The organism is Rhizobium sp. 10N414, from assembly GCF_056394785.1.
Genome location: NZ_JBFTIN010000002.1, coordinates 71,313 through 85,983, shown reverse-complemented (window position 1 = coordinate 85,983; position 14,671 = coordinate 71,313). Strand labels below are relative to the sequence as shown.

Sequence of the window (14,671 nt, the reverse complement as noted above, 5' to 3'; positions counted from 1 at the left end):
GTTTCTCATGACGACATTTGATCAACGTGAACACAATGATAGCCCGCCGCCAGCAGACGCGGAACGCGACAGTTTGCTCGATTTTGCCGATGGCAACGAACATCCGCGCGTCAAACTGCCCTTCTCGGTGACCATCGACGGGCGATCATATGAGGGCTCAGCACTGTCCATGGTCGCGGCCCGCGTGACGGGAATCGTCGGAGCAAATTGGCCGGGCGCCCACAAATTGGCGATCTTTCGCTTCAATTTTGGGAGCTTCTGGATGTCTCTTCCAATCGACGTGACGGTTTCTGCTGCTGACAGCAAGACCGGAGCAGTTACTCTTCGCTATCGCGATCCGACCGGCCAGCATATGCCGCAACTGCGTTACATCCTGAATTCCTGGCTTGCTGGCGACCACGTCGACGTTAACGGGATGCTGGTGGCCGAAAGCAGTCTGCCGAAAGGCAAAAATACCGCACACAAAGTCGCCCAGTCTGGCTCATCGCGCCTTTCGAAGCTGCTCGGCACATGCGTCGTCGCAGCCGCGTCGGCCGCGCTATTTGTCTTTGCAGCATCGGTGCTCAGTGACCGCCTTTTCGTGACGGACGTAGAGGCACCGGCCATCGCTTACAGGCAGGGTTCGACGATGACCGCAACAACGGGCGGTCAGCTTGATTTTATCGACACTCATGCCGCAGTCGGCAAGCCCGCATATTCGATCCTTGCGTCAACCGGCGTTGCGGTAACGGCTACGATGCCTTGCGACTGCGATGTTGAGACAGCCGGTCTTGCGAAGGGTGGGACCGTGATTGCCGGTCAGCCGGTTCTCTTCGTCAGCGAGCCGGGAGCGCCGATGATCGTTCGCACGTCCTTCACGGGCTCCGACTTCCGCCATGTTGCGGACGGCGCGAAAGTGACGATTGAAACCGTCGATGGCGGCTCTGTTCCTGCGAAGGTCGAAGTTGATCGCGAAGCCATTGGCGATGGCCAATCAGCATCGGTAGTTCTGGTTCCACTGCAACCCGTGTCCGGACTGCAGCCAGGATCACCTGTTGCCGTCCGTCTAGACGCTACCCCGCAATGGCTGCGAACCATTCGCAGCGGCATCTCGTTTGCGGCCGAGCAAACCGTAGGAGGTGCACAATGAAGCGCATACATCCCCTTATTCTCTGCGGCGGCTCCGGGACGCGTCTCTGGCCGCTGTCCAGGGCTCATCAGCCGAAGCAGTTTCAACCAATCAACGGCGATGGAACGCTGACGTTTTTCCAAAGCACCGTTCAGCGCCATCGTACGCAAATGTTTTCTGATCCGATCGTGTGTGTGAATGCGCGACACGTGGAAACAGTGGGCCGTCAGCTTCGCGAAATACAATGCAAAGCCAGCATCCTCACTGAGCCGGTAACTCGAAACACCGGGCCGGCCGTTCTTGCCGCGTCGCTTTACCTTATGGCCGCCGAGCCTGATGCCGTTCTCATTGTCCTCCCTTCCGATCACGTGATTCAGGGCGACCTGAATCGTGTCATCGCGCGGATGCACCGTGCGGCTTTCGATGGAATGATCGTGACCTTCGGTATCCATCCGACCTATGCGGAAAAGGGATACGGCTACATCATGGACGGCGGCGAATTTAATGATTACCCCGGCCTTCACAGGGTTGAACGCTTTATCGAAAAGCCGAGCGTCAATGTTGCCCAGTCGCTGATTGACACCGGCTTTGCGTACTGGGCTTCCGGTATCAGCATGTTCCGGGCCGATAAACTTGTCGATGAATATCGACGGTACGACCCAGCCACACTTGATGCAGTCACCCGCGCATTGACGGCGGCTTCGCCGTTGGCCGCTGAAACCGGGCTGCTTCTGGAAGAGCATTTCTTTGCGCAGGCCGTCAGCCAGCCAACGGAAATGGCTGTGTTCGAAAAATGCAGGGATATCGCACTTGCCCCAACTGTAATCGAATGGGACGACGTAGGAGGATGGACCTCCATCCATTCGATCGGCTTGAAGAACGAGAGCGGCAACGTCACATCGGGCGATGTTGTCTTGCTGGACACCCGCGGCTCCCTGGTTCGCGGCAGTGATCGCCTGGTTGCCGTGGTTGGCATGAATGACGTCGTCGTCGTTGATACCGATGACGCCCTGCTGGTCACCAACAGGGCCAGTGCGCAGGATGTCAAGAAGATCGTTGAACATCTCGTTTCGCTCAAGCGTCGCGAGGCAGAAAGCCACCGCAGTCAGGTCACGGAATGGGGCGGCATGAAGACCATGCAGGCGGGTGCGGGTTTTGCAATGGATCTGCTGACGATTGATCCAGGAAAGCAGGTGACCCTGATTGGGGAAGAAGGCGTGTCGCGGGTGCTCGTGGTGATCCGCGGCAGCGTCAGCGTGAATGGCAACCGGTCTCAGGAACAGCTCACCGCCGGCTTGTCGGCGATGATCGATTCGGCAACGGGCGTAACGCTTTTCAACCATGCAGATGGTGCTGCGGAAATCGTCGAGATCAGCTGTGGAACGGTGATGGCCGGTGTCGTCGCGCCCTCTCTGACACAGTTCGCGACCGGCGTAAGGATGGCCGACTATGCCTAGCTGGTTGAGGGTAGCCTTGATGTTCAGCGCCATAGGTGCGGCAACGTCGTCATCGGCGACGGACGGCGGACCTGCACAGAAGCAGCAACCGCTCCTGGCCCTGGTACAGGACGCCCGTGACCTCTCCGTCGCGGCGCCTGATGTCTTCCAGCGCGCTGCGGCTTTTGGCGAGGTTCACGCGCTCCCAGCACTCAAACAGCCAGACAGCGTCCCTGCTTCAAGTCGCCAGAAGAGGATCAGCCGATCTGCCGTCGACATTCTTGTGCGCCGCATCGGTCCATCAGCCGGCGCCGGTTTCATGGAGACGGTTCTGGCTGCGCAGCCGCCTGACGGGATCGGTGCGGTCGTCATCGAGAGCGGCTCGTTCCGGCTTGGCGATGTCAGGCGTGAACTGGAAGCGCTTGGCCACGCCGGACATCTCGAAGCAACGCCCGGTGGATACATTGCACACACGCCAATCTTCATCTGGAATGGCGCAGAGTTGAAGATAACGCCCGGCGAAATTCTCAAGATGGACAATGCCAAGGGCGCGTTCATGGTGAACGCCGGTTCGCTCACGGTTGATCATGCAACATTGCAAGGCATTGGCCGGGGCGCGTCGACATTTCGGGCCTTCGTCCTGACCACCTTCGGCGGCACCACAACAATTGATCGCAGCAATCTCGTCAGCCTTGGCTTCGACGCGTCAGCTGAAACCGCAGGCATTGCATTTGCCCGACAGCAATTTGCGAATGCCGCCAGGCCTTCGATCGTGCAAGGCAGTCTGTTCCAGGATGTCGCGGGCCTCAGCCTGATCGACGTCAACGGCTTGAATATTCTGGGTAATCGCTTCATTGACAGCCCAACGACGGCAATCATCCTGAGAACTGCGCGCGACGTGCACATCGCTGGAAACATTATTGTCGGCGACCGCGGCTCGCATGGCATCAAGGTGATGAGCAGTTCGAGCGGCGTCACGATCAATGACAATCTCGTCGTGGGCGGTGCAGGCAACGGAATTTTTGTGACCGACGGCGCGACGTCGGTCGCGATCTCCAACAACATCGTTGCCCTGTCGGCACTGACCGGCATCGGTGTTGATACAGCAGCCTGCGTCACAGTGCAGCAAAACGCCGTCATCAACAATGGTTCCAAGGGCGTTGCCATGCGCACGGCGCTTCACAGCCACGTTCGTCAAAACCACTTCGTAGGCAATGGCTTTGCAGGCCTTTCGGTCGACGACCAGTATCACGGCATGCCGCTCGAAGTATCCCGCAATGCGTTCAGAGAAAACCGAGCGGGCCTGGCTGGATCAGGGGTCGGATCCGTGGTTCTGGTGGGAAATGATTTCGACAGGCAAATGCCGCGCCTCGGCGTCGGTGAATTTGCCGGTAGCGTCGGCCAATTGCTGGCTTTCGACGCGTCAAGGCAGCCTGGCGAATTTCGTCTTGCGGGAAAAACAATCGACAACCAGCCAGCTCTCGCGGCGTTTTCCGCTGTCGACCTTGCTGCCTGCGCAGGAAAGGGGGGATGAATCAAAATGGTATTCTCCTCCGAAGTCTTCCTGTTTCTCTTTCTGCCAGTTTTCCTGGCGGTCTATTATTTGACGCCCATGCGGGGCCGCTCCGTCACGATCCTTTTGGGATCCTATGTCTTCTACGCGTGGTGGCGTATGGACTTCCTTGTTCTTTTGTTCGGAACGACCGTCTGGGTTTACACCTTTGCGATCCTGGTCGAGCGCAATCTCGGTAGCCGCCATGCCAAGCTCTTCCTAACCATTGGGATTGCCGGGTGCCTGGCTGTGCTCGGCATCTTCAAATACCTTAATTTCTTTATCGACAGCTTCGCCGAGTTGATGGGAACCGATGCGCACGGCCTTGGCGTTCACTGGCGCCTCATCCTTCCGATCGGTATCTCTTTCTATATCTTCCAGTCGATCAGCTATCTGGTCGACGTCTATCGGCGTGACACGCCTGCAACCCGCAATTTCATCGACCTCGCCGCATACAAGGCCCTCTTTCCGCAGCTGATAGCAGGCCCCATCTTGCGCTTCAGGGATCTCGCCGGCCAGTTCCAGTCGAGGCAGCATACGCTCGAGAAGTTCACGGACGGCACGTCCCTGTTCGTCATAGGCCTTGCAAAGAAGGTGCTGCTTGCCGATCCCATCGCGCCCATTGCCAACACCGTTTTTGCAAGCTCGCATCCGACCATGGCGGAGGCCTGGCTCGGCGCGATCGCCTACGCGATGCAGCTGTATTTTGACTTTTCGGGATATAGCGACATGGCAATCGGCCTCGGGCTGATGATCGGTTTCCAGTTCCGACCAAACTTTGACAACCCCTACATCAGCCGCAGCATAACCGAATTCTGGCGTCGCTGGCACATCAGCCTGTCGAGCTGGCTTCGTGACTACCTTTACATTCCGTTGGGCGGTAGTCGGCTCGGCCCGACGCGCACCTATATCAATCTGGTTCTGGTCATGCTGCTTGGCGGCCTGTGGCATGGAGCAAACTGGACGTTCGTGCTTTGGGGTGGATGGCACGGCGGATGGCTTGCGCTTGAGCGTGCGACTGGCTGGAACAGGATCGCCGACACCAGGTGGATCGCCCTGCCAGGGACCTTGCTGGTCGTGTTGCTAGGCTGGGTGATGTTTCGCGCCGACAGCGTGGCCGATGCTTTTGCCCTTTATGGCGGCATGCTCGGTCAAAACGGGCTGGGAATTCGTGCCGACACGCTTCTCGATGTCACGCATGAGGCAATGTTGACGCTGGCCGTTGCGTGTTTCGTGGTGGCCATCGAGCCGATGATGGGATCGCTCAGGCAAACAAACATTGCAGCACCGGCAGGTGACGGCGCCGCCGTGATGCGCCAGTCGATCGTCATGCCACTGCTGCTTTCCTTGCTCGCCACGGTCACCATTCTGAAGCTCGCGGAATCCAGCCAGACTCCCTTCCTCTATTTTCAATTCTGAGGGTGGTGCCATGTTTGAACGCGCAATACCGATTACAAAATTCCTGCTTCCCGCCTTGCTGTTCGGCTATGCGGCCTTCGCCAATGTCGACATCCGAGATAAGATTGCCGGCGCCTTTTCACGGCTGCCAACCGATGGCGGCTCCCTGAGCCACGGCATGCTCGGAGACGGGCTCGACGCGCTCTACAAGACTGAGCTTCCCCACCGGGAACTCGCGTTCGATCTGATCGGTGCAGCCAGGTACATGGTCCTTGGGGAGGGCCGCCGCGGCGTTATCGTCGGAAAGGAAGGATGGCTGTTTTCGGACGAGGAATTTCGCGGTGCCGCGAGCGCTGAAGCCGGTATCAGCGACGCCACAAGGGAAATAGCCAAGATCGCGGCGACGTTGCGCTCACACGGCGTACGCCTGATTGTTGTTCCGCTTCCAGCCAAGAACGATGTCTATCGCGAGCACCTTGCAGATCCTCGTTACGCCGAGATTTCCCGGGATCGCTATCTGGACTTCACCCGTGCCATGGCTTCGGCGAATATTGAGTTTGTAGACGCAAGAGCGGCGCTTCTTGAGATGAAGTCGAGGGGATCGGTTTTTCTGAAGACCGACACGCATTGGACGCCGCTTGGTGCCAAGGCCGTCGCCGACGCTACCGGGGCCAGGGCGGGTGTTTCCCCCATGGCGCAATATGCACTGAATGATGCCCCAGCCGAGGACGTGCGGGGCGACCTGGTCAAATTCGTCACCGGTAGGGCGCTTGCGGCTGCGATCGGGCTGGCTGATGAAAGCATCACGCCGCAAACAGCGTCGCAAACCGGGTCCGACGCGCTAAATGACATTCTGGCAGACGAGAGCTTTCCAACGGTTCTGGTCGGGACAAGTTACAGTGCCAACGAGGCTTGGTCATTCGCTTCTTATCTTGAAGCGGCACTGGGATCGAACGTCCTCAATGTCGCCGAGGTCGGTCGAGGACCGGTTTTTCCAATGCACAAGTTCTTGTCCAACGCAAACGGCACGAGTTGGCCAGAGACCGTCATATGGGAATTTCCGATCCGCTACTTGACCGATCCGGCGTTGTGGAAGTCGGACGATCTCAAGACGAAGGAGTAACAGGATGCTCAGGACCGCGAGTCTGATCGCTCTTGGCATCGCGATATGCATCGCTGGCAGCGACGCTGGCGCGGTTACCCAGTCGGGCGCGGTTACCCAACCCAAGAACACCAAGGTCGAGACCAGGAAATCGAAAGCCGACGAACGCCGTTATCGACGCGGATTTAATCAGGGAGTAACGCGCACCGATCAGCTCAACAGCGCCCAGCTTCAGGGAATTCGCAAGCGCATGATAGGCCACCGAAAAGTGTCCTACAGGGAGCTTCAATTGTTGGCGGATCGTGGCGATGGCCTGGCAGCGCTTTACGTCGCAAAACGGCTCTCGACAAATCCCGCCCATAACGCGGATACCATCCACTACTATACAATCGCCTGCACCACCGGCAGGGCGGGTGCGGTTGCGCCGCTTGCAAGACAGCTCAAGAGCGCCAGCGATGGTGTCAGCAAGGTCCGCCTTGACCAGGCAGAGGCGACACTGCTTCAGCACGCCGCGCGCAGGAACCCCGTCGCAATCGACGCGCTTGTCAAATTCTATGCCGCCGGGGAGCCGTTCGGCACCAACCCGCAGGAAGCCGAACGACTGCGACGCGAGGCCGCAAAAGGTGGCGACAGCAAAGTCGCGCTTGATCTAGCCATCGCGATGATCTCGGAAGGTCTGCTGGACGAAGACGAAAAATCCGAGGCCCGCAGATATCTGGAAATCGCCGAAAAGTCACCTGAACTGAGTGTCAAGACAGTGGCCGCGGCAGTGCTCCGGCAACTCGACGCTGCGCCCGTCAATCCGATCGAGGTAAGTCAATGAGGCATCCTCTGACAAAATCGTCGCGGTGGCCCTGCGTTGTCCTATGTGCACTGGGCGTCTTGGTGCTGGCCCAGACAGCCAAAGCGGAATCAAACTTCGGCTGTGCGAACCTTGAGACCGACAAGCAACTGAGCGTCGTGGAAGGCAGTCAGGGGTATTTCTATCGGACGATCGCGGATCTGCGAATGGAGCAGCAACTTTCCGAGCATACGGCCAGTCAAATGGCCGCACTCTCGGAGGCTCTGGAAGCAGGTGGAACGACGCTCGTTTATGTGCCAATTCCGACAAAAAGTCTGGTGATGCCCGAGTATCTGCCGCGCGAGGCGGGCGACTATGGTTTTGACTACGACGTGGCAAAGCGCGTCTATGACGATGTCATCAAGCGCCTTCGCGACCACGGGGTGGTAACGGTCGATGTTCTCGGTGCGATGAAGCGCGCAGGAGGTCAGGAGCCACCGTTCTTTCAAGCGGACTTTCACTGGACCTCTTCAGGAGCTCGCGCAGCGGCAGATGGGATTGCGGCCGTGATCCAGCAACTTCCGGGTGTCAATGATCTCGCGAAGGCTTCATTCGAGACCAAACCCGCAGGGCGCCAAGCAATCATCTCAACGATGCGCCGCCTGTTGCAGGCGAATTGCAAACAGGCCCTGCCATTGCCGGAAACCGATGCGTTTACGACGACAGAGGTGGCAGCCGGAGATGCCGGGCTCGATATCTTTGGAGACGGCGCCTCGAAGGGCGCTGTAGCGCTGGTGGGAACGAGTTACTCGGATCTGGCTGCGTCCAACTTTGCGGGCTTCCTCTCGCAAGCGCTCTCCTCCCCGGTTACGAATTATTCGATCTCGGGCGGCAATCAGTTCGGATCAATTACATCCTATCTGACGTCGAAAAACTTCGCAGAGTCGCGACCGCGCTTTCTCATCTGGGAAAACCCGATCTACAACAGTCTCGGAAAATTTGGTGATGCGCCCCTGCTCGAGTTGAGGACGGCGGCTGGCCAGAGTTGCCACGAGATCGAGCCCGACGAGATTTCCACCGTTGGCGACAGTACGCTCGAAATCGCCCTTCAGGATGGCAGCAAAATTCCGGATTCGGCAGTAATATACGTGTATTCCGGCGATGACCGCAGTCGACAGGCAACCCTACGCTTCCGATTGAATGACGGCCACATGTTCGAGAGCAGCATTCGGCGTGCGGACAGGATGATTTCCACCGGGCGGTATTACTTTCCTGTGCGCTACTTTGGAGTACAGGCATCGCAAAAACTGAACCTTGAGTTTGATCGCATGTCGGCGAAGGAAGTGTCGGTCGGCATCTGCAACACAAGAGGAGGATAATCTGATGGATAGGGCTCGTGCCTTTGGAATATTCGCCGCAGGAACTCTTCTGGTTGCCTCAACCTATTCAGCGGGGCTAGCCCAGGACTCTGGCCTCTACGGCAAGCCGATGGATCCGAATTCCTCCTTCATTCGAGTTCTTGACGCAAGTGCCTCTTCAGCCATCATTGCGGGGGCATCCATCGAGAATTTTAGCGATGGCGTCTCACCCTACGTCAACGTGAAGCCGGGCGAAGTGGAGATGTCCCTGGGGGCCAAGACAGCCAAGGTGACGGCCGAACCCGGAAAATACTACACATACGCCGCCCTGGCAGATGGGCAGACGAAGCTTTACACGGATGCGGTCAAGGACGATCCGTCGAAGGCACAGGTTTATCTCTACAATCTGAGCGATTTGAAAGCGGTGGATCTCGTGGTTCCGGCTGCCAAGGCCACCGCACTGAAGGCAGTGGCGCAGGGAGAGGCTCAAAGCGTATCGCTGAGAGCACCACTGAGCTTGAGCTTTGCCATCCAGGAAGGCGGGAAGACTGTAGCGGAAACCAGCAAGGTGGATCTCAAGAGGCGCTCGGGCTTCACGATTGTTCTTTCCGGCAGCGCCGGCAACTACCGCGTCATCGCATTAGAAAATTACCTGAATCAATAGGAGATCCAATCGTGACCGGGCGTTTGCGTTTCTCAGTTCTGTGGATCAGCCATCTCGGTGTGGCAGCGGGCGTGGTTGCCGTTTTGGGGGCCGCATCCGCTGCTGCAAAGCCGGTTGCCGTTGAGTTTCTGCCTCCGGCGATTGAGTTGAAACCCATTTGCGAACAGCGCTCACAGGACAGCGATGTCGTCGGTCGCTGGCTTGCCTGGGACAGAAAGGCGCTGCCGAAGCAACAGCCTTGGCTTGTTCTGAGGGAGGCTCAGCGCCTGCGCGACATCGACCCGCAACAGTATTTTCCGATCATAAAACGGATGATCGAACTTCTGCCCACGATCGACCCCGGAATGAAGGCAGACGATGTTGCCGCTGAGGAGATTACACTCTACCTGCGCGCCGGAAAGACTGACGAGCTGCGTCAGAGCAAGATGGTTGAACAGCTGATCAGTCGCGCAGAGGCGAACACCCCGAAGAGCCTCTATCTTGCTGCTGAACTGATGCTTGATGGTGTAAGCGCAAAGCAGGATGAGAAGAAGGCCCTTTCATATCTCGTGGCAGCCGCCTACGGCGGCAACCCGAACGCCCTTCTGGAGCTGGCCAAGAGAAATCTCGAGGGTCAGCAGATCCAGGGCTGGAGTGTCGATCCGTCGCTGGCCGTAACGATGGCCTTTGGCGCGATGGTTGGTAAGCTCGACAACGGAATATGTGACCGCGTCACGCGCATCGCCCGGGAGTACGAAAAGGGAGAAGTGGTCGCCGCCGATCGCCGTATTTCTGAGGCGTGGTTGCGGTTTGCCGCCGATCTTGGAGATGGAAACGCAGCCTGGAATGTTGCCCGTTACCATCTCGACAGCTCCGAGATTACCAAGGACAACAATCTGCTGATCCACTATCTCCAATTTGCCGCTGACAAGGGCGTGGTTGCCGCGCAGTCTGAACTCGGGCACCTCTATGAGGTTGGGGCGATTGTTCCAAAGGATCTGGCCAAGTCCGAGTATTACTATCAGCTTGCCGTCGCCGCGGGTCATCGAAACAGCCTGATCAAACTTGCAAATCTCTACGAAGACTCCGATCAGCAAGGCGCGCGCGAAAAATACCGCCACGCATTGAATGAACTCGCTGCACTCCCGGACCCACCAGGCTGGGCTTTTGCCAAGCTTGGCAATCTCGCCATCGAGGAAAGCGGCTACTGGCGGGCAGAGAAAACAGCGACGGACTTTTTCGTGAAGGGCGCCGAGCGCCGGGACATGACATCAATCCGCAGTTTGGCTCTGATCCGTCTTCAACACAGTGCCACCGACGGTCAGTTCGACGAGGGCATAAATCTGCTCCTCGAATTGCTCGATAGCTATGGCCGGACGGACACGATGGCCGACCTTCGAGATGCCTACCTTTGCCATGCCCCCGACGGTCCGCAGATCGAGAAGGCCCAATACTGGTCGGCGACCGCAAAGGAGGCACTCAATGCCGGGTGGTCTGTCAAGACCATCGGAGATCTTGTCGAGCATCCCAGCACCGCCGAAACGGYGAGCCTGCAGTCGGGCGCCTTGAACGGGCAGTCCAATTTCATTGCGGGGTATCTCTGGTATCTCAAGACGTCGAAGGCTACCCCGGAGGCGATCGGCGAATGGGAAAAACGCGTTGCGCAAAATCCCGACGCGAAGACCGCCTACGCAGTTCTAATGCTGCAGGCGGACGACGGCGTAGACAACAAGAAGGTTGCCTTGAAAATGCTGCTGGAAGCGGCGCAAGCCGGCGGCCGGGGTGCAAAGACAGCCGCCGCCGATCTTATCCTGACCTCTTTTGGTCAAGACGCGAAACTGGTTAAGACGGCGGGAGATTTCCTTCATGCCGAAGCGGCAGGCGGATCGGGAGCCGCCCTGCAGCTTCTTGCAACAAAGTCGGGCCCGTCGACATCGGCTGCCGACGTCTACCGGGACTATAGCGACGCTATCGAAGCTCGTGGTGATACGGAGGCAATGATCTTCGCGGCCGGACAGGTTTCCGACGTCGAACAAAAACGGAGCTATCTTGCCCGGGCGGCGGGTAGAATCGATTGCTCTTTCGACTCGGCACTTTCGATGGCCAGCGCCTATTTCTCCTTCAATCAGGCGGCGGATGCCGTCAAATGGATGACGGTTGCAGAGGCGTTTTCTGCAGGAAAGCCGTGGAGATCAAGGCTGCTCGGCGAGACGTTCCAGCGGATCCCACAGCCCGATATGCAGGCCAATGCCATGCGGCTGTTTGAAGTCGCGGCCTTGGGCGGCGACGCAAAGGCCCAGCAGTATCTGCTGAAGGCCTACCTGGACGCCGCGGGCCCCAATTACTCCCAGGAAAAAGCGGTCGACCTGATGGTTGCCACGATCAGCAAGGCCTCGCCTGCGCAGATTCTTGACAGCTTGTCGCGGCTTGAGAGGTCACACAAGGCCATACAGCAGCAGGTGTTGGCGCGCGTGAACCTGGCGACACTGTTTCACGATGCTGCTGCAGCTGGCGATCCCGTCGGCATGAGGGAATTTGGCAAGCTCCAGCTTGCCAGGATGGACGGTCCCGAAGACGCGGTGGTCGCCCAGGATATGTTCCAAAAGGCAGCCGGCAAGGGTGACGTCGAAGCAATGGTGCTGCTTTCCAGAAACTACGCGTTCGGTATTGGCACCACCCCATCCCTCTCGCTGGCCAGGACGTGGCTCGAAAAGGCGGCAAGCCTGGGCAACAAGGAGGCCAAGGAAATGCTCGTTGTCATGACAATGAAGGCCAATTGACATGCAGACCATTCGGTTTTGGACACCATGCGAAGGTCACGTCGATCGGCGCCGAAAGTGGCAGTTGCCATCTATCATCATGACAATGGGCCTGCTTGCTGCACCGCCCTACGCGCTGGCGGCCGTAAAGTGCCCCAGCGTCGGAAAACCTGTGGTCAGCCTGGAGTTGGGCAGCCGATATGAAAGCAATGACAAGTCTCGTTCCGACATCGACGAGAATGCAGATGCGGCCGTCGACAAGGCGTTGAAGCCGATCGACGTCTATGTCAGGAGCCTGGCAAATCTTTCCGACCAGTCGCCGAAGGCTTCGACGCGGGACGAAACGAACCGCTGTTTGTATCGTGCGCTGTCGACTTGGGCGGATGCCGGCGCCCTTTCCGACCTCGGCACGCTCAATGCCAAGCTTGCGATCTCGCCGCGACTGGCGGGAATGGCAATATCCTACCACGACGCGAAGGCCGTCACGCCGCCCGACGACGAACAGAAGAAGGCAATCGAAACCTGGCTTCAGTCTCTCGGCGTGGAGCTCATGACATTCTTCGACGAAGACGCGCCGAAAATGGCTTCGCGAAACAATTTGCGGGCCTGGGCAGGCCTCGCCGTCGGCCAGATCGGAGTTGCGACAGACAATGACCAGCTTTCCAGTTGGGGCGCAAAGACGAATGAGATGGTCATATGCTCGGCAGACGATGACGGCGGACTGCCCTTGGAGATGAAGCGGGGCGACAAGGCGCTCCATTACCAGCTTCATGCGGTGGGTCCTCTTGTCGTCAATGCGGCACTCCTGAATGCGAAGTTCAACGACAGTTTCAACGTATGCCAGGGCAAGCTCGACCGGATCGTTGATTTCACGCTGTCCGCACTCCAGAAGCCAGAGCTGGCTGCGGCCAAGGCAGGCACTGAACAGACATTTTCGACTGGCAAGGAAAAACTCGAACCCTTCCAGATCGCATGGCTGGAGCCCTATCTGAAGTTTCGGCAAAGTGAGAAAGCGACACGGCTCGCCGAACGCTACCGGCCGCTGTCCAATTCGAACCTCGGCGGAAACTTGACCAGTCAGTATTCCGCGAAGTCGAAAAAATGAGTGCAGGATAGCTGGAACGCCCTGCTTGACCACGACTGACGGCCAAAGGCGAGCTTGCAACCTATCCTCAACAACCAATCAATAGGGAGGTCGCGTTGAAAAGGCACCTGGTATTTGGGATCGCGTTCAGTGCCGTGGCCGCACTCACCTTTAATCCGGTTCTTGCTGCTCCGCCCACTGCCCCGCAACAACAAAGCGGATATGTTGCGCCTGACAGTCAATCCAGGCTCAGTCCGAAGGCCTGCGCAAAGCTGATAGCAAAAGCGAAAAACTCAGGCAAAAGCAACGAAATCATACTGAGAAGAAAGATGCGGCTTGAGGCACGAGGCTGCGTTTTCTGACGTCGGCCAGCGGCCATGTTTTCCGCGATCTGCGGTGTGAGTATCCAGCGGCCGGCCTCTGTCAGCAAGGCGTCCGGGGGCGCCCGCCGACGCGCCAGCATCCCCTCATGTGGACCTGACGGTGCCAACGGCGTAAGATGGCGCCAATGCTGAGGGGCTCTCCGAAGGACGCACGCACGTGGCTATCTTCATGGACCGGCATGATCTTGCGGGGACATCCGCCGAAGACATTGCCGAGGCGCATCGCAAGGATCTGGCTGTCGAGGATCGGTATGGGGTAAAGTTCCTCACCTATTGGTATGACCAGCGGCGCGGAACGGCGTTCTGCCTGATCGATGCGCCGGACGCCGAGACCGCGCAATGCGTGCATCGCGAGGCACATGGATTTATCGCCGGTGAAGTGGTCGAGGTGGCGTTGTCGGCGGTCGAGGCATTCCTTGGGCGCATTCACGAGCCCGAGCAGAAGGCCGGCCAGCCCGATGCCGAAAGGGATGCCGGGCACAGGGCGATCCTGTTTACCGATATCGTGGGCTCGACGGAGATGACATCACGCCTTGGCGACCGCATGGCTGCGGAACTGGTGCGAGCGCATGATGCGATCGTGCGCCGTTGCCTGGCACAATGCGAGGGTCGGGAAGTGAAGCATACCGGCGACGGGATCATGGCCTCGTTTGTTTCGACGCACGCCGCCGTTGGCTGTGCCATGAGCATCCAGCGCGAATTCACCAGCTATAACAGCGGAACGCCGGAACCCATTCACGTTCGTATCGGACTTGATTGCGGCGAGCCGATCGAAGACAGCCACGATCTCTTCGGCTCGACGGTGCAGCTCGCCGCTCGGCTCTGCGCGGCAGCCGGAGTCGATCAGATACTCGTATCGGAGAATATCTTCAGGGAGCACGGAGCCTCCGATCTTTTCGCCAACGCAGCGCGCCGACGTCTCAAGGGCTTTTCGAAGCCGGTGCTGGCATTCGAATGCGCCTGGAGCGACGCCGAGGGAGTTCTGTCGCAGTAGGCAAATCGCAATATCGGTGTCGGCGCCGCAGGCAGGTTCGCGCCGAATGAACGCAACAGAGCCTGCGAAGCGC

At 58.5% G+C, this 14,671-nt stretch carries 11 protein-coding genes; all 11 read left to right on the top strand.

From position 1 onward, the window contains the following. The first annotated feature begins 7 nt into the window (after positions 1 to 7). Positions 8 to 1,129: a hypothetical protein gene (locus AC1DE4_RS03590; protein WP_477879979.1), complete on the top strand. Its 1,122-nt coding sequence runs from the start codon at positions 8 to 10 to the stop codon at positions 1,127 to 1,129. Beyond that, positions 1,126 to 2,565: a mannose-1-phosphate guanylyltransferase/mannose-6-phosphate isomerase gene (locus AC1DE4_RS03585; protein ID WP_477879977.1), complete on the top strand. Its 1,440-nt coding sequence runs from the start codon at positions 1,126 to 1,128 to the stop codon at positions 2,563 to 2,565. The genes AC1DE4_RS03590 and AC1DE4_RS03585 overlap by 4 nt, the downstream gene beginning before the upstream one ends. A 19-nt stretch (positions 2,566 to 2,584) precedes the next feature. Next, positions 2,585 to 4,078: a right-handed parallel beta-helix repeat-containing protein gene (locus tag AC1DE4_RS03580; RefSeq protein WP_477879975.1), complete on the top strand. Its 1,494-nt coding sequence runs from the start codon at positions 2,585 to 2,587 to the stop codon at positions 4,076 to 4,078. Positions 4,079 to 4,084: 6 nt separating this feature from the next. Further along, the gene (locus AC1DE4_RS03575; protein WP_477879973.1) at positions 4,085 to 5,515 is read left to right on the top strand and encodes an MBOAT family O-acyltransferase; all 1,431 of its coding nucleotides are present in this window, start codon (positions 4,085 to 4,087) and stop codon (positions 5,513 to 5,515) included. Between the two features lie 10 nt (positions 5,516 to 5,525). Further along, entirely contained in the window at positions 5,526 to 6,617 is a 1,092-nt protein-coding gene (locus AC1DE4_RS03570; RefSeq protein ID WP_477879971.1) for an alginate O-acetyltransferase, read from the top strand. 4 nt (positions 6,618 to 6,621) lie between these two features. Beyond that, the gene (locus AC1DE4_RS03565; RefSeq protein ID WP_112647002.1) at positions 6,622 to 7,419 is read left to right on the top strand and encodes an SEL1-like repeat protein; all 798 of its coding nucleotides are present in this window, start codon (positions 6,622 to 6,624) and stop codon (positions 7,417 to 7,419) included. A gap of 62 nt (positions 7,420 to 7,481) precedes the next feature. Beyond that, positions 7,482 to 8,756 carry an alginate O-acetyltransferase AlgX-related protein gene (locus AC1DE4_RS03560; RefSeq protein ID WP_477879969.1) on the top strand — a complete coding sequence of 425 codons (1,275 nt, stop codon included), beginning with the start codon at positions 7,482 to 7,484 and terminating at the stop codon, positions 8,754 to 8,756. Positions 8,757 to 8,760: 4 nt separating this feature from the next. Then, the gene (locus AC1DE4_RS03555) at positions 8,761 to 9,399 is read left to right on the top strand and encodes an alginate O-acetyltransferase AlgF (RefSeq protein WP_477817521.1); all 639 of its coding nucleotides are present in this window, start codon (positions 8,761 to 8,763) and stop codon (positions 9,397 to 9,399) included. 11 nt (positions 9,400 to 9,410) lie between these two features. Next, entirely contained in the window at positions 9,411 to 12,158 is a 2,748-nt protein-coding gene (locus AC1DE4_RS03550; RefSeq protein ID WP_477879967.1) for a tetratricopeptide repeat protein, read from the top strand. Between the two features lie 64 nt (positions 12,159 to 12,222). Further along, complete coding sequence (locus AC1DE4_RS03545; RefSeq protein ID WP_477879965.1) at positions 12,223 to 13,242, top strand: alginate lyase family protein; 1,020 nt, start codon at positions 12,223 to 12,225, stop codon at positions 13,240 to 13,242. A gap of 519 nt (positions 13,243 to 13,761) precedes the next feature. Next, positions 13,762 to 14,598: a nickel-binding protein gene (locus tag AC1DE4_RS03540; RefSeq protein WP_477879963.1), complete on the top strand. Its 837-nt coding sequence runs from the start codon at positions 13,762 to 13,764 to the stop codon at positions 14,596 to 14,598. The last annotated feature ends 73 nt before the right edge of the window (positions 14,599 to 14,671 follow it).